Annotated in this window: 10 protein-coding genes and 4 tRNA genes; 8 read left to right on the top strand and 6 right to left on the bottom strand. The window is 43.8% G+C overall.

Annotated elements, in window-relative coordinates; genetic code table 11:
• Positions 1–5: 5 nt before the first annotated feature.
• The 5 genes from N475_RS06780 to N475_RS06760 form a co-directional block, all read right to left on the bottom strand.
• Positions 6–3,317 carry a methyl-accepting chemotaxis protein gene (locus N475_RS06780; protein ID WP_063364928.1) on the bottom strand — a complete coding sequence of 1,104 codons (3,312 nt, stop codon included), beginning with the start codon at positions 3,315–3,317 and terminating at the stop codon, positions 6–8.
• Positions 3,318–3,693: 376 nt separating this feature from the next.
• Complete coding sequence (locus tag N475_RS06775) at positions 3,694–7,017, bottom strand: amidohydrolase family protein (protein WP_063357365.1); 3,324 nt, start codon at positions 7,015–7,017, stop codon at positions 3,694–3,696.
• Positions 7,018–7,317: 300 nt separating this feature from the next.
• On the bottom strand, positions 7,318–9,477 hold the full coding sequence (locus N475_RS06770; RefSeq protein ID WP_063364927.1) for an ATP-binding protein: 2,160 nt from the start codon (positions 9,475–9,477) through the stop codon (positions 7,318–7,320).
• Positions 9,478–9,651: 174 nt separating this feature from the next.
• Positions 9,652–10,308 carry a helix-turn-helix transcriptional regulator gene (locus tag N475_RS06765; protein WP_039611367.1) on the bottom strand — a complete coding sequence of 219 codons (657 nt, stop codon included), beginning with the start codon at positions 10,306–10,308 and terminating at the stop codon, positions 9,652–9,654.
• Positions 10,309–10,535: 227 nt separating this feature from the next.
• Positions 10,536–10,907: a histidine triad nucleotide-binding protein gene (locus N475_RS06760; RefSeq protein WP_063357367.1), complete on the bottom strand. Its 372-nt coding sequence runs from the start codon at positions 10,905–10,907 to the stop codon at positions 10,536–10,538.
• Between the two features lie 155 nt (positions 10,908–11,062).
• Here N475_RS06760 and N475_RS06755 point away from each other — a divergent pair, with 155 nt between their 5' ends.
• Positions 11,063–11,650, top strand: a complete 588-nt coding sequence (locus N475_RS06755) for a DUF2057 domain-containing protein (protein WP_063357368.1) — start codon at positions 11,063–11,065, stop codon at positions 11,648–11,650.
• 58 nt (positions 11,651–11,708) lie between these two features.
• Here the strand turns inward: N475_RS06755 and N475_RS06750 are convergent, their stop codons facing one another.
• Positions 11,709–13,553, bottom strand: a complete 1,845-nt coding sequence (locus N475_RS06750) for a M1 family metallopeptidase (RefSeq protein ID WP_063364926.1) — start codon at positions 13,551–13,553, stop codon at positions 11,709–11,711.
• A 131-nt stretch (positions 13,554–13,684) separates the two neighbouring features.
• On the opposite strand from N475_RS06750, the gene murB reads away from it, so the two are divergent.
• The 7 genes from murB to N475_RS06715 all read left to right on the top strand — a co-directional run bounded on the left by murB (position 13,685) and on the right by N475_RS06715 (position 16,925).
• The gene (gene murB / locus N475_RS06745) at positions 13,685–14,695 is read left to right on the top strand and encodes a UDP-N-acetylmuramate dehydrogenase (RefSeq protein WP_063364925.1); all 1,011 of its coding nucleotides are present in this window, start codon (positions 13,685–13,687) and stop codon (positions 14,693–14,695) included.
• Positions 14,688–15,683 (top strand): bifunctional biotin--[acetyl-CoA-carboxylase] ligase/biotin operon repressor BirA, encoded by a 996-nt coding sequence (gene birA, locus N475_RS06740; protein ID WP_063364924.1) that lies wholly within the window; start codon positions 14,688–14,690, stop codon positions 15,681–15,683. Before murB ends, birA begins: the two co-directional genes overlap by 8 nt.
• Positions 15,683–16,396 (top strand): type III pantothenate kinase, encoded by a 714-nt coding sequence (locus N475_RS06735; protein WP_063364923.1) that lies wholly within the window; start codon positions 15,683–15,685, stop codon positions 16,394–16,396. The genes birA and N475_RS06735 overlap by 1 nt, the downstream gene beginning before the upstream one ends.
• A gap of 117 nt (positions 16,397–16,513) precedes the next feature.
• Positions 16,514–16,589, top strand: a tRNA-Thr gene (locus N475_RS06730).
• Positions 16,590–16,633: 44 nt separating this feature from the next.
• A tRNA-Tyr gene (locus N475_RS06725) sits at positions 16,634–16,718 on the top strand.
• 45 nt (positions 16,719–16,763) lie between these two features.
• Positions 16,764–16,838, top strand: a tRNA-Gly gene (locus tag N475_RS06720).
• 11 nt (positions 16,839–16,849) lie between these two features.
• Positions 16,850–16,925: transfer RNA gene (locus tag N475_RS06715), tRNA-Thr, on the top strand.
• Positions 16,926–17,085 lie beyond the last annotated feature (160 nt).

Raw genomic sequence — 17,085 nt, 5'->3', positions numbered from 1 at the left:
TTACATTACGGTGTGTTGTACTGGTGAACTAAGAGCTCTTGGTGATCTGATGAGAGTGCAGTACTCTGCGTAATGTCTTGATCGGGTAGCGTAAAGTAGCCCAGTAGTTGTCTCATTTCTGCGGCTTGTGTTGCCATTCGTTTGGCCGCCGCCATGGTTTCTTCTGTGATTGCTGAGTTTTCTTGAATGAGGTCGGTGAGTCTCTGAACGACAATATCGACCTCTTTTATCGCTTGTTGCTGAGTAATTGTTGAGCGGTTAATACTCACGATATTGTCATTGACATCAGCTACTGCCAAGACAATATGCTCGAGCTTTTGTCCAGAACTATTCGCCAGAGTTGTCCCTTGCTGAACTTTATCGTTGCTGTTGGCAATGATCTCTTTAATTTGCTTTGCTGAGGCAGCACTGCGACCAGCCAGCTCCCTTACTTCATTGGCAACAACGGCAAACCCGCGACCATTTTCCCCTGCTCTTGCGGCTTCGACCGCTGCATTGAGAGCCAGTAAATTGGTTTGAAATGCCAATTCATCAATCACCGAGACAATTTCATTAATGTCTTTACTGGCGGTGTTGACTTCATTTATGGCATTCACCGTATCTTTGGATAGGGTGCCGCCTTCTTTGGCAATGGATTGGGCATTACCTGATTTACTTACCGCGGTTTCGGATTGCTCCGCGACTAAAGTCAATTCTTCGAGCATATGGCCAGTACTGGCACTGGCTTGCTCCAAATTAGAAGCCTGTTCTTCAGTTCGGCGACTGATCTCCGTATTGCTTGCTGCGATTTCACCAGCGCTGTGAGTTACCAGATTTGCCGCACTTTGGATCCCCTCGATGACTTCAGTCAGTTTATGCGTCGTTGTGTTCACATCTTGTTGTAGTGTCGCGAACACACCAAGGTATTGTCCTTCAATAGACTCGCAGAGGTTGCCTTTGGCAATTGCGCTAAGGCTAGTGGTAACTGAATGAATCGCATTGGAAATGGTATCTATGGAGCTATTGACGTCGGTTTTAAGTTGCAGCAATTGACCTTGCAATGGCGAGTCTATTTTCTGTGAAAAATCGCCACAGCTCATGGCTGACATTACGCTTGCCAGCTCTTCTATCACGCGATTGAGGTTATTTACTGTATTGTTGATGTCACTTTTGAGTGTTGCCAACTGGCCCTGAAGCGGTGAGTTGATGGTTCTGTCGAACCGTCCGTGGCTGATGGCCATCATCACGGAAGAGATCTCACTCATGGCTTTGTCTAGGCTTTCTACTGATAAATTAATGCTGGACTTCAATTGTGCCAACTGGCCTTTAGCAGGTACGTTGATCGGGTGCTTAAAGTCGCCTTCACTTACCGCTGTCATGGTGCAACCAATTGCTTTGATAATGGCTTCGAGATTATCCATGCTGCGGTTGGTATCTACTTTTAACTGTTCAAGCTGACCAGATAATGGCAGTTCTATACGCTTTGAGAAGTCGCCACTGCGAATAGCCCCCATAGTATGGCTGAGCTCATCCACGGCTCCGCTAAGGCTGCGAACTGAATTATTTACGCTGTCTTTTAAGCGCGCCAAACTTCCTTTAGCGTCTACCTGCACTTGCTGTTTAAATTCACCCAGTTCGACACAGGTCATTACATTGATGATGTCATTCATCGTATCGTCAATGGAGGTAACTGAGCTATTTATGTTGTTTTTTAGCAAGTCTAATTCTCCGCTTAAGTTTGCGGTGATTTGTTGATTGAACTGTCCCTTAGCCATGGTTTGGATAACTAAGTTAATTTCTTTTAATGCCGTCTGCAGACTCGTAGAGCACTCGTTTGTGGCTTCTTTTAGGGTATTGAGCTCCCCTTTACAAGGTGCGCTAATACGGTCACAAAATTTGCCTTCAGCCATTTGATTCAGCACTCTGTTGGCCTCTGAAATTGACAGCTGCAATGCATCAAGTAGGGAGTTGAAAGCCTGTGCACTTTGTCCTATTTCGTCTTGAGAAGTGACTTCGGCGCGCAGTGAAAAGTCTCCTTGAGATTGTACATCTCGCATGGTGTTTACCAAATTATGGACAGGGCGCGTTAGCGTGCGAGAAAACCAAATGGCGATTAATACAATAAGTACGACACTGACCACCAATACAATAATCATAGTTTGACGTAGCGCGCTAACCGTAGAGAATGCTTCAGCTTCATCAATTTCGGCTAACAATGCCCAGCGTACATCAAACACATCCATATCGCTGTAAGCAGATAAGACCGGGTTGCCATTGTAGTCGGTGACTACCTTTTGGCCTTGCTGTCCCTGCATCGCAAGTTGAAATGCCTCGCTATTAATGGTGCCTTTTTCGGGGTTAGAAAAAGAAGCATGGACCGAGTGGTGAATGGGGTCTAAAAAAGAGTCAGACCGCATCAAGCCTTCGGGCCCGACTAAATAGGTTTCGCCGCTTTGTCCAAGGCCGTGGCGCTCCGTCATAATTTCATTGAGGGCATCTATAGAGAGCTGAAATATCAATGTAGCTTGTGAAACACCATCAAAGTCTAAGGTGATGGCTATAAAGCTGGCAGGGGCGTTGTAAGAAGGCAAATAGGGTTCATAATCGGCAAAAATAACTTCGTCTTGCTCTATCAAGGCACTGGTAAATGCATTGGCGATATTACTATTGGCAAATGGCCCATCTTTCAGTGAGGTTGCAAAGTCGACCTCTTTAAACACCGAGTAGACGATATTACCACTGTAATTATCTACGAGAAATATATCGTAAAGTTCGTAAACTTCTGCAATTTCGCGGAAAAAGTCATGATGTCGCTGATGAGAAATGTCATACATGTCCAAGTGACCGGTTTTCTTCAATGCTACTTTTTCACCCAATGGGTGTGGATTATTTGCCAAGTAACGAGTCTGAAGCTCGACACCTTGGGCAGAAAGTGGAGCTAACAGAGCAGATACCGAAATTGCGTTATTAGTTTGTTGTTCAAAGCGTGGTTGAAATTGCTGTTGATAAAATGCCTCTAAGCTCTGAACATCAGAATTTGTGGTCTGGAGCTCATCGAATGCATCTAGAAAGTCTTGACTAGCAGCCAATACGTAGGGGTTTATCGCCAAAGACTGTAATTTGTCTTCAACACTTTTAAAGTGCCTTTGCACGGCCCGTTTCTTGACCTTACTGACCGCGCCTAACTGTGAGTATACTTGATCGCTGATGGTATTGGATGCTTGTATCAGTGAGAATGCAATGATGGTTGTGGTTGGAATAAGGGCTACCAGTAAAAAAGCGGCCATGAGTTTTTTGGTTAAATCAAGCGATTTAAAGAACTGGCTGAGACTAGACATAGTGGTCTCCCTGATCCTAGTTTCCTTGGTTAAAAAGCGTGTTGCCTTGCTACATTGCTCTGTCCGCTTACTACTGCGCAGCCTCAACTACAGAATTCAGTAAAGCTAGGACTGAATAAAGGCGAATAATTGTGCAGATCTCACTCAAGTTTAGAACACATCTCAATAAGATCTAGCGGTCAAGTTTCATTTAACTGCACAAATAATATGGGAATTTGGGTTCCTGTAACGATTGAATTACAAGGTGTTTTTAAAGTCAGGAAGGGAAAGGTAGAGAACGAGTAAGTTTGATAATGGTTTAGTCGAATTAAACGATATATCCCAAAAAAAGAAGCAGCGAATGCTGCTTCTTAATTAATGCAAAAATGACACGCTATTAGTGTTTCCAGTGATAGCTGTGTGCTTTTTCTTCCATATACGCTTCTGTATCTGGATGCATCGGTGTTTTATTACCACCCTCGAAGAAGAAAGATTGACGTTTACGAGTGTAGTTACCGACTTCATTCATAGTTGCTGCATCGTACACACGGCCATTAAGGATTGTATAGGCCACTTTCTCTGACTCGCGGATATTGTTTAAAACGTCGCCGTCAATAATCACCAGATCAGCCAGTTTTCCTTTTTCAATAGTACCAATGTCATTGTCTAGTGCGAGATATTTAGCTCCATCAATAGTACCACTGCGCAGTGCTTCCCATGCACTGAAACCACCTTGTGCCATTGACCATAGCTCCCAATGCGCGCCCAAGCCTTCACGTTGGCCGTGTGCACCAATGTGCACTGTGACACCTTTGTCGCGTAACTGCTTTGCTGCCACTGCGGCATTAACATGGTTGTAGTGATGCTCAGGTGCTTTTTCACGACGGATAGACATTGGCTTCACAACATACTCAGGTACAAAGCTCATCAAGCGCTCATTTTCCCATACATTGGTCGTGTTGTAGAAGTAATCTTCACCTTTAATACCACCATATGCCACGTTAAATGTAGGCGTGAAGCCCGCATTTGTTTGACTCCACATTTGCGTCACATCGGAATAGATATGTGGGATCGGTAGTGCATGCTCAAGACCTGTGTGGCCATCGATGATCATGTTCATATTTTGTTGGAACTTAGAACCACCTTCTGGTACCACCATGATTTCCATTTGTTTCGCAGCTTCAAGTACCTGTTGACGTGTGTCGCGGCGAGGGTGGTTGTAGCTTTTCACTGAAATTGCGCCAGCATCTTTTAGACGCTTAACATGGAACTGAGCGTCTTCTAGGTTACTAATAGGTGTTTTATAGCCTGGAGCATTACCTGCATATAGGATACGACCCACAGAGTAAATACGTGGTGCGATGGTTAAGCCAGCACGCTGCAATTCAGCCATAGAGAACACTTCATTCGAATTGTTTGATGGATCGTGAATGGTTGTTACACCGAAGCTGACGTTAGAAAATTGATTCCAATTTTGCTCAGGCTGAAGTTGACGACTGCCGTAGCTACCGTGCGCGTGCGCATCAACTAAACCAGGGATTACGGTTTTACCTGTAATATCCATGACTTTCGCGGCACTTGGGATTTGTACATCATTGCGCGCACCCACTGCGATAATGCGGTTGTCTTCAATCAACACGACGCCATCTTCAAAGATCTCTTGTTGGTTGTCGGCATCACGCATAGTGACAACTTTTCCGCCTACCAATGCCAGTAGACCTTTTGGTTTGTCAGATGGTTGCTCAAAGCTCAGGTCGATGCCTTCCGCTGTCAGTTCATCTAAATTGTCAGATGCATTGTCAACGAATGAGAAGGTGTCAGTGAGTTTACGTTGATACAAGTTTGGACCGAATGCCCAAGTTAGCGCGCTGCTGTCGGCTTTCCAATTAAGGAATGCACCAGAGTACTTTGACACTTGTTTTACAGGAAATGCTTTACCGCCCTTATTGATAGACAGCGTTTTACCTGTGCTTGTGAAAGGCGCGACAAATGTATTGAAGTGCTCAATGAATGCGACATAGTTGCCATCTGGAGAAACGCGGTAGTCAAAGATATACTCGCCTTTAAAGTGGCTACGTTCTTCGTGTCCATTGAGATCTACACTCTTAAGCTCGCGGCTGGTTTCACTACTTGCGACAGAGAAATAAATACGTTTTGGATCTGCACCAAAGTGCGGGTTATCACCACTTTTAGCAACACGCTTGGCTTCGCCACCCTTGGCGTCAACCAAGTAAATACCAGGGTGCATTGACCAGTCGCCACTCAATAAATAGCCACCTGTCACTTTCTTGTATAATACTTGTTTGCCGTCAGGAGAGAAGCTCGGTGAAATATAATGACCGGGCTCTTCGCTGATGATGCGACCTTTACCGCCTTTAGCTGACACAATACGGATGCTACCTAGTTCTTGGTCGTCCCAAGTAGTATAAACAATGTACTTTCCGTCACGAGAGTAACTCGGATAGAACTCAAAGTGCTCATTTTGTTTTGTCACACGGCGTACTTCGCCAGACTCGATGTCTTTGATATAAAGGTGACCAAGCGCTTGGAATAAGGCCGTTTCCCCATCTGGAGAAATTTGTGACCAACGTGCAAGTTTAACTTTGAAGTTATCTGGCGCTACATCCACGGCAAATTTAAGTGCCGGAGTGATTTCTTTTTCGGCTATAACGCGAGTTGGGATCACTTGTGTTTGCTTGCTCTCAATATCAACCTTGTGGAATACACCACCAGACCAAAATACCAGTGCCTTGCCATCAGGCGTGTATGCAAATGCTGGCGTATTACCTTGTGCGCCATTAGCCTCTTGTAAATCGCGATCTAGACCTGAAAAGATTTGTGTTTCGATACCAGACTTTAGATCTTTGATATACAAAGCACTGATCATTGCCTTGCCATTGTCTTCACGTTTTACAAACGCCAGAGATTTACCGTCTGGACTTGGTGTTGGGCGAATTGCACCACCCGCACCACGGATAACCGTTTCTTCTTCACCTGTCGCAAGATCCCATGAACGGATCTCAAACACCGAAGTTAAAGCATTTTTGTTGTATTGCCAACGCACGCCTGGGGTTGCATCCACAGAATAATAGATTTTTTTGCCATCTTTAGAGAATGCTGGTTCTGCGACGTTTTTCTGTGATTTAGCACCGTGTAATCGGTCGCGAACAATCACACCCTTACCACCAGAGATGTGGTACATACGGATTGAACCACCAGGGATTGTACGGCCAGTTACTTGTCCTTGCTTCACAGCAATATATTGGCCGTCAGGTGACCAAGTCGGGTTATGTATTAAGTTGTGGGATTCATCGGAAACTTGTCTTAAGTTTTCACCATTTGCATCCATCACCCACAAGTTTTCTGCACCAGCTCGGTCAGAGATAAAAGCGATGTGTTTACCATCAGGAGAAAATTTCGGTTGGAAGTTCCAAGCGCGATCACTGGTTAAAGCTGTCGCTTTTCCGCCTGAAATCGGCATGACATATAAATCACCTAACATATCAAAAATAACATGTTTCCCATCCGGGCTAACGTCCAAGTTACTCCAAGTGGTCTCGTTAGTATCAATTGTGATGGTTTGCTTTTCGCCAGGAGGGTTTAGCACGTCCCAAGTAGCGGTGTCATTTTGAGCGCCTGCCGATGCTGCAATGGAAGGGGCACTTAACCCGATCAAAGCCGCACCAATCGCGATGGCGATAGGGGATTTAAATATTGCCATGGTGTATTCCTATGTGTTGTCTAAGTCAAGCTACAGTCTGTTGCTGCGTTTCGATTACTTGTCTTGTTGTGAGCTTATTCGATTTTTTCAGGGGTAGGATGGCGAAATTTTTTACGAAAGTCGACTAAATGACGATAAAACTGTCATCAAACACGGTAGTTTTGCCTACTTTAAATACAATGCCTACCTTATTGAGAAAAATATATAGCCAGCGTACCAGTTATATCAATTTGTAAAGGGTTGTTATATGCAAGCTGCTGTGAATTTAGGTGGATCCACAGCAGCTTGACAAGTACTTAGTTAACTTAGAGTTTGCTGCCTGACAAATTGTAAATAAGCCTCCAAACTCTTTTGCCATAGCGCCATTGCTTGAGTTAGGTCGTCATCACACTGTTTGCCGTCTAATAGGCGGCGTTCAATCTTTTTCAGTGCCAACCCATAGCGGTTGAAGCCCAATTGTAAAGCCGTGCTGGCCTGACGATGGAGTGATTTAATGCACTGTTGCTCATCTTCATTTAATAATTGTTGAATATGAATAAGTTTGTTTCGTGCAGACAATACAAACTCATTGTAAATTGAGGAGACTTCGTCTTCACTGAAGCCACTTTTCAGAGAGTTGACTGCGGTATCATCATATAAGGTATCGCACAGCTCAACACGCATATCCGGCTTTTGGGCTTTTTGAGAATCACTAATCGCTTGGCGCAGTTTTTCTTGTTTGATTGGCTTACCAACCACATCTTTAATGCCCAAAGAAAGATACTCTTTGATTTCTTCAGGACTCAAACTGGCCGTAAATGCGAGAAATGGTGTGCGTTTGTTTTTATGTTCAATAGTTTGCAACTGCCTCAGTACTTCTTGCCCGGTAAAATCGGGTAAGTTCATATCCAGTAGCACCACATCAAAAACGTGTTCTTTGAGGTGCGCTATGGCACTGGTACCATCATAGGCTAGCTTGATTTTGTGCTCATCAGTGGCCATGAATTCAATGGCAATTTTCCTGTTTAGATCAAGATCTTCTACTAAGAGTACTGATAAACCAGTTGGATATTCTGGGTTGTGATGGCGTTGTTCTACTAAACTTAATTCACCAACAGGTAAACTGACATCGAAACTAAACGAGCTACCTTTGCCAAGTTCGCTGAGTATTTCAAGCTGACTGCCTAACTTGCTCAGTAGACGAGCAGTAATTGCCAATCCAAGTCCCGTACCGCCTTTGGTTTTTCCTGCATTACTTTGGACGTAAGGTTCAGTCAGTTTGTCGATATCTTCTTCTTCAATGCCTGGCCCTGAGTCGATAACGCTGAATCGTACAATATGGGACATGTTGGCTTCTTCAAGTAATTCGACACAGAGTTTAACTTCCCCTTTGTCTGTAAACTTAATCGCATTGCCGACTAAATTAAGTAATATTTGTCTCAGTTTTTGCTGGTCACAGTAATAACAAACTTGATCGGGCAGGTCATACACCAAGGAGAATGTGAGCTTCTTTTGCTCTGCGAGAGGGCTCATTAGTAGGCAGAGATTATCCAACCAACTTTTTAGCTCCACATCCTCAGAAGATAAGACTTCATCGCTTTGATCCAAGCTCGCATAGTCGAGTACTTTATCAATGAGCAAGTTAAGAGATTCTGCGGAATTGATGATGGCTTCACAATAGGCTTTGCTGGACTGATCATGGCTTCGGTTTAAAACCAGTTGGGCACTGCCTAGAATGCCATTGAGCGGGGTTCGAATTTCATGGCTGATGGTAGACAAAAACAACCCTCGAATCTCTAAGTCCTTTTGTGCTTTTTCAGTTAAATTGTTTAAATTCAGCTCGCGGCGTTCATTACACAGCAGTGCCATTCCCGTAGCATAGAAAATAGGTGCCAGAACGCCATTGAAAAAGATGGCAATGGAAAACCAAGGATCTTCAAACAGGGTGACCGAGTCCACATGACCCATAAATACCGTTCGTCCGATAAAGGCTGTAAACACGAAGCCCAGCACGATTAAGTAAACAATGCTGCCATTGGGGTAGAGTGGCCTTGCATATCTAATAAAGTAATAGCTCAGTAAAATCGCTTCAACGATATGCTGTAAATCAGAAATCAGGATCCGCTGTCGTAGGCTGTCGTCAACAACTGCATAGTATATTAACGCAGAGAGTAAAAAGAGTGTGGCGAATAAATAAAGCCGAAACTCTAGGCCCCGCTGCCCCAGAAACTGACTGATGGCCCAACAATGTATGATGGAAGCAAGAAATAGCAACGTGTTTGCTATGCCAATGGTTTGCCACTGAGAGAGAAAGCTGTGTAATGCAAACATGGAAATAGCCGCGAACAGCACTAAGGGGTAAAATATATACAGCAATACGCCCGGCGTATTTTTGTTTGCACGCCAGGTCAAATAGTTGATGAGCGTCATCATCGCGGTCATCGCTGCACTGGCTACATACAGAGTTTTGTGGTCCAACATAAGGCTACGTTAACAATTAATAGACGTACCTAGGATAGAGCGAAGGTGAAAGTCAGTAAAGCTGAGGAACCAGAAAATCATGATACTTGCTAGGTATATAAGTCACTAAAAACAAAAAAGCATGCTAGAGCATGCTTTTTCACAGAATTGCGAAGAGTAGTGTACTTGACGTACTTATCGAATTTCGTCAGGAATATTCTGTTGTGCCCAAGACAAAAGCTCAATACGGTTACGGCATTTGGTTTTACGAAATGCACTGTATAAATGGGTTTTTACCGTATGCGGGCTGATGTTTAGGTCTTCAGCTATCTCTTTGTTTTTCGCACCTTTACTCATCAACGAGATAATCGCTTTCTCGCGTTTAGTGAGTTTCACAGGCTCGATGTCACCTTCGGTAAGCTTATGCAATGCGTCTTTGTTAAACTGCAACATGCGATTTAACGCATTACACATGATCTCACGGCGGTACCATAACTGGTCTTCCATCAAAAGACGAATGCCTTTCATTAACACATCAGCATTGTCTGTTGTATAGAATACACCACGAATACCGCTCAGTAACGCACGATTAGCCAATTCAGGGTTTTCATCTAAATTGAACAGCACAATATCACAACTGACTTTTAGGTTTACCAACTGCTCTTTGAGTTTACCCCATGCATCATTGACTGCTGTCTCAATAAAAAGCAACCGAGTATCTTCTGGTACTTCAGAGATATCAGTTCCTGTGATTACGTCTAACCCCTGTGTTTTCAGGAGTGGCTGTAAAACGTTTATTCCTATCGTGTTGATAGGCTCTTTATCTAGCAATAAAAATGCAGTACTGCTCATTTGAAAAACACTCTCATTCTGTCTGATTACGCAATGCTAACACGTGATTCAGACCTTTTGTATTAGAAATTTCATCAATAAAACAATGTTTACAGTACAAAGTGTGGCATGATTGACCATTTTGTAAACAGTATTTGATTGTGAAAAACTCAACTTGTTGATTAGTAGGAGAATTTATTTCTATTGAGTAATAGCTTAGTCAATTACATTTTTTAACAAAGAATAATTTAAGATACTACTTTTTTCCTACTTTGGTACGGAGGCCAACCCATTTCAAGCCCTGCTAAAACATGTAAGTGAATGTGGTATACAGTTTGTCCGCCATCATTATTGCAATTCATAACTACGCGGTAACCGTTTTCAGCAAATCCGTGCTCTTCTGCAAGTCTAGCTGCAACCAAGTGTAAATGCCCAACTAAGTGTGCATTTTCTTCATTTACGTCGTTTATTGTCGCGATTGGCTGTTTTGGAATAACCAATACATGAAAGGGCGCTTGTGGATTAATATCTTTAAAAGCAAGTGCCTTTTCATCTTCGTACACGATATCTGCAGGTATCTCGCGATTAATTATTTTCGTAAAAATCGTCTCTTGGCTCATTACTTTTTTCCTTATATACGTTAGTTTAGCTGTTCAGCATAGCGTGGACTTAACAAGATACAAGGGAAATTACAATTAGCATATATTCATAATTGTAACTAAATTTGGCACAAATACCTGCATTGACAAAGGTAGCAAGCAAATAAAGAGGAAATATGAAGAAAATTAGTATATTTGGAGTTTTAGTAGCACTTTTTAGTGGTATTTCTGTTTCAGGGGAAGTTAATTTCCCAGAAGAATTGCTTCCTTTGCAAGTAAACGGCAAGGAGATTGAGCATTCTTTTTTTAACAAAGTTCGCACTTTAGACTTACCCGCAGGTACGCATCGTATCAAAGTGAAATACTCTGACTTGTTCGAGTTAGATTATGACGAACATGAAGTAGTTGACTCAGATCCATTTTGGGTGGAAGTAGAATTACAAGATGAGGATTATCAGGTACGTTTCGAAGCGATTGATGACGTAGAGCAGGCTCGCCTGTTTGCTAAATCTCCAACCATTTGGTTTCAAGCAGAGCAAGGTCAAGCGGTAAGCACAAAACCTGTTACGCAGCAAACGTCAAAACCGATAACCCCTGTTAAAGTAGCGGTAACGCACAACTCTGCCTCACCAGTTACAAGTTCTAAACCAGCCCCTACCGCTGGTCAGCCCGATGCCGTAGCGATGTTAGAGTTTTGGTGGCAGCAAGCCAGCCCACAACAGCGAGCCGCATTTTTAGAAGCGATTAAAAAGGACGAGCGCTAAATCTAAGAAATATCGCTTGGACTTTGTATTTTGTCCAAGCGATTAGTTTAATTAATCCTTATTGGAAGATGGCATCTACCGTGCCCTGTGCTAGAGGGTGATAGCCCGGGCGAGCATTTTGATAAACACGATATGCCCAATCTCGCTTACCATGTTGCACAAGTGCTTTATATAGTGGCACGATTAACTTACGGCGACCAATCCCCGTTAGATGCTTATCCAGCGCCGGGTAAATGTCTTGATAGCCATTGCCAACCGCCAACATATACCATGCAAAAGCCAGCTCTGCATTGGTGGAGTTGGTGAGATTGAACGCCTTATCTAGTGCAGACATATTTTCGATGGATAAGTCTCTTGGTAGGTTGTTTAAAAAGTGTAACCACTCATGCACCGTCCAGTTTTTTGTCGGTAGGGTGTTGAGCTGTTTGGTGCCGTTTAACCAAGCTGTAGTCTGGGCATCTACTTGATTGAAAGCATCTGATGTCGGCGTGGGGGCATCGGCAGGCAGGCCAGGTTGATAGATCCATTCTTTGGCTTTATCAAGCGACACAATGCCTGGGTGTTTTTGTAGTAGATGTTTGTCGAGGTATTTAACAAACTCTGCAGTTGTTAGCGATTTAAACGCGTAAGCGTCGAAATAGCCTTTTACAAAGATATCAAATTTTTCGCGACCAAACTTTTCTTCTAAATAAATTAAAAATAGCTGCCCTTTGATATATGGCACTTTGCTAAACGCATCGTCTGGATCGCGGCCGTTGAGTTTTAAGTTCAAACGAGTGTCTGGCTCAGGAATATTGTTAAGTTGCGCGCGCAGCCCTGCTGCATCAAGTGCCTGCTCCATCACGGCGCGTTCACGACCAAATACTTCTTCCATAATGCGATTTTCAACATAGGATGTGAACCCCTCGTTGAGCCACAAGTCTTCCCAAGTTGCATTCGTCACTAAGTTGCCAGACCAAGAGTGTGCCAATTCGTGTGCGATCAAGTTCACTAGGCTCTTATCACCAGCTACAACGGTTGGGGTAATAAATGACAGACGTGGGTTTTCCATGCCGCCAAATGGAAAGCTTGGCGGAAGCATCAATAAGTCATATCGACCCCATGCATATTCACCGTACATCGCATTGGTTTTGTCGATCATCGCTTGAGTGTCGTTGAACTCTGCCACAGAAGCTTCAAGAATTTGCGGTTCAGCAAATATAGCGGTTTGGTGAGACATTTCTTTGTATTCTAAGTTACCTGCACCAATTGCGATTAAATAAGGTGGAATGGCCTGTGGCATATCAAACCAGTAGTCACCGTCTTTAACAAAGGCTTCTGAGTTATCAGCACTCATAACTGCACGTACGTCTTTTGGCGTCTGAATGCGTGCACTGTAAGTGGTACGCATAGCTGGAGTATCTTGGACTGGGATCCAGCTTCTTGCGTGAATAGCTTGAGACTGACTGTACATGAACGGGTGTGTTTTGCTGGCAGTCTGCACTGGTGTTAACCATTGTAATCCAGAAGCCTGCGGTAAACTGTTGTAATAAATACGGGCTTTAGTTGCCTGCTGTTTGAAATGAATGGTGAGTTTGGCGCCCTTTACTCCATTGCGTGGAGCTAGATTAAAATTAGCACGATGCCATTGACCGTTATTGCTTTGATACATTACGCGGTCTATTTCAAGGTCGCGGGTATCAAGCACAAGTGTACGCGCTTGCTTATTTTGCCATTGTAATGTGTGTTCGACGAACCCTTCAAGTTGCTTGTCTTCGAAGTCGATATCTAAATCAAGATGTAAGTGTGTACTGATTACATCATCAAGATTTGAATACGTGTGTTCATCGACGGCTTTTGCCGCCATAACTGTGTGAGAGAGGCCAGCAATTGCGAGGCCAAAAGTTAGGGCTGAGAGTTTCATTTTTATCCTTGCTCATGATTGAGAGTGGCTTCTGTTATACCACTTCCATGTACAAAAGCTACTCAGATGCGTTGGCGGTCGCAATCAGGTAAACTACCGCAATTAATCAGTATTCTTGATAGGCGCTACTTGTGCAGTCTTTGCAGTCATTACATACATTTGCTCTTCCCGCTAAATGCCAAAAACTAGTGCGTATTACTGCGCCAGAGCAATTGCACTCCATTGATTTTACTAATCCTTTTTTTATTTTAGGAGAAGGAAGTAACTGTGTTTTTCTAAATGATTTTAATGGCACAGTGATTCAAATGGAGAATCGCGGTATTGATATTACTGAGCTAGATGGCCACTATCTTGTACGTGTTGCGGCAGGAGAAAGCTGGCATTCATTGGTGATCAAACTACTGGATATGGGCATTGCAGGATTAGAGAACCTAGCCCTGATCCCCGGCACCGTTGGTGCCGCACCAGTACAAAATATAGGTGCATATGGGGTTGAGTTAGCCGATGTATTCTCCCATCTCTCGGGCTATAACTTAGATAAACAATCATTTGACACCATGGATAAGTCAGCATGTCAATTTGGTTACCGTGATTCTGTTTTCAAAGGAGCACTGTATGGGCGTTTTGTGATCACCGAAGTTGTGCTTAAATTACCAAAACAATGGCAACCTATGCTCGATTATGGTCCATTACGTGATTTGGCCTCGACGGAAGTGAGCGCAAAGCAAGTAGCGGAACGAGTAATTCAGATCCGGCGCAGCAAATTACCCGACCCTAAGCAATGTGCAAATGCTGGGAGCTTTTTTAAAAACCCAGTGGTCGGCCTTGGGCAGGTGAACTCACTGCGTGCGCATTATCCCGAAATGCCAATCTACCCAGTGAATGAGCACAAAGTAAAGCTGGCGGCTGGTTGGCTGATTGAACAGGCGGGGCTGAAAGGTCACCGTATTGGTGGTATCAGAGTATATGAAAAACAAGCTTTAGTGCTGGTCAATGATCAACAGGGCAATGGAGAAGAGCTATTGGCAATGATTGCGTATATTCAAAAGTCAGTTTTTGCGAAGTTTGCAGTTGAACTGAGTCCAGAAGTACGATTGATTGGTCGAGACGGGGAGCTTTCAAAAGGAGTCGAACATGGTTAAGGCGCCTGCGGGCAATAAACTTGCAATTTTAAGTGCGTTGAGCCGCGATCATTTTATATCCGGACAGGTACTTGGTGAGACGCTGGGGATCAGTCGTGCTGCAGTGTCTAAACATATCAAGTCGCTGCAGGAAATGGGGATCGATATCTTCAAAGTCACCGGGAAAGGGTATCGCCTAAACCATAGCTTACCTTTACTAAATCAAAATAAAATTCTGCCTGTTTGGCAAGCGCTGAGTGACAGTCCCTGTAATATCGAAGTGCAACCAATCATCGATTCCACCAACAGCGAGTTAATGCGCCGTATTCAATCCCCCGACAGCTATATTCGTTCTGGACAAGTGCTGGTGGCAGAGATGCAGCAGGCTGGACGTGGTAGGCGTGGTCGGCAATGGCAGTCTCCATTTGGTGCCAATTTGTATTACAGCTATTACTGGCGCTTTGATGAGGGGATGCAAGCCGCGATGGGCGTATCTATTGCTGTGGGCTTAGCGGTGTATGATACACTACAAGCATTGTATGACTTAGATGTGCAATTAAAGTGGCCTAACGACATTTACATCAACGAACAAAAGCTTGCGGGAATACTCGTTGAGCTGGATGGGCAAATGGAAGGCCCTTGCCATTTAGTGATTGGCATTGGCTTGAATGTAGCGATGCCAGCAGGCGCAGCAAAGCAGATTGATCAAGCTTGGACTGATCTGAGCCAGCATGTATCAAATATCGACAAAAACCAACTGGCGGTGGTTCTTACATTGTGTCTGCACAAGCGTCTGTCTATGTATCAAAGAAATGGCTTAGCTGACATGGTGGCACAATGGAATGAACTAAATGCATTTCGCAATCAAGTGGTGAGCTTGAGCACAGGCCAGCGACAGTGGCGTGGTGTTTGTGAAGGTATTGATGCCCAAGGTGGTATTGTGCTGCGCCAAGATGGTGAATGTAAATCGTATTATGGCGGTGAGATTTCACTGCGTAAGGAAGGGTAATGCGTTTACTGATTGATGTAGGTAATACCGCAGTAAAAGTCGCAACAGAGCGGCAGGGTCAAATATCTGTGATTTCTGAACCGACCATTCCCTGGCAGGATGTGAGCGAGGTATTAATAGCCCAAGTAGGTAAAAATGATGATCTCGAGCCAATATTACAGCAGGCAAAAAGCCGCAGCCTGCCGTATATGTTTGCTACTGTAACGGCAACGTTAGGCGATCTAGTTTGTGCTTATCCCGAGTTTAATAACTTAGGCATCGATCGTTGGTTAACTGTGGTTGCGAGCCATCATTTATTTCCGGGAAAAGCGTGTGTCATTGTGGATTCGGGGACAGCAACTAAAGTGGATGTGTTAACTGCATCAGGTCAGCACCAAGGTGGTTGGATTTTGCCTGGTTTGGATATGATGATAGATAGTTTAGTGGCCAATACTCAAAAGGTATTTAGTGATGAACACACCGAGTTTGCCACTTCATTTGGTAAAAATACTCCGAATGCTGTTAAAAATGCGGCACTATCAGCGACAGTCGCACTTGCACAACGAGCGATTGACGAAATAGAACAAAGTGTAGAAGCGCAGCAACTGCAACTTGTATTTGCGGGTGGTTACGGTGAGCTTATTCAGCAACACCTTGATAATTCGGGCATCTATTTTGATGATTTAGTGATGCAAGGGTTGATTTATTGGCGTAAATATCAGCAAAACGCCTAATTAATGAAAGCTTTGCTGTAAATATGAGCATTTAAACAATAAATTGTGATTTTTTTTAATATAACTGTTGCATAGTGCCAGCGGTTGCTCTAATATCTCGCCCCGTACTAAAGCAGTGCCGACTTAGCTCAGTTGGTAGAGCAACTGACTTGTAATCAGTAGGTCATCCGTTCGACTCGGATAGTCGGCACCATTTTTTCAAGATTTAGAACACGCTTTAGAAAAGAATTTTTATGTGGAGGGGTTCCCGAGCGGCCAAAGGGATCAGACTGTAAATCTGACGGCTCAGCCTTCGCTGGTTCGAATCCAGCTCCCTCCACCACTTTATTCTTGACGGTTCTGAGGTAGTTAAGAACAGGTTCCTAAAGCGGGCATCGTATAATGGCTATTACCTCAGCCTTCCAAGCTGATGATGCGGGTTCGATTCCCGCTGCCCGCTCCAGTTTCTGGTGTGCTGATATAGCTCAGTTGGTAGAGCGCACCCTTGGTAAGGGTGAGGTCGGCAGTTCAAATCTGCCTATCAGCACCAGTCTCCGGATCTTCCCAAATACTTCCTTTGATTTGTCACAAAAACATTTATAATTGTAAAGAATAAACATAGTCCCCGCGCGCGCGCGTGGATTATTTTTATATGTAATCTAGATACACAAAAACTTATAGGTTCCGTCATGGCAAAAGAAAAGTTTGAA

This window comes from Pseudoalteromonas luteoviolacea DSM 6061, from assembly GCF_001625655.1.
Lineage (GTDB): Bacteria > Pseudomonadota > Gammaproteobacteria > Enterobacterales > Alteromonadaceae > Pseudoalteromonas > Pseudoalteromonas luteoviolacea.
This window is presented reverse-complemented; position numbering and strand designations above follow the sequence as displayed.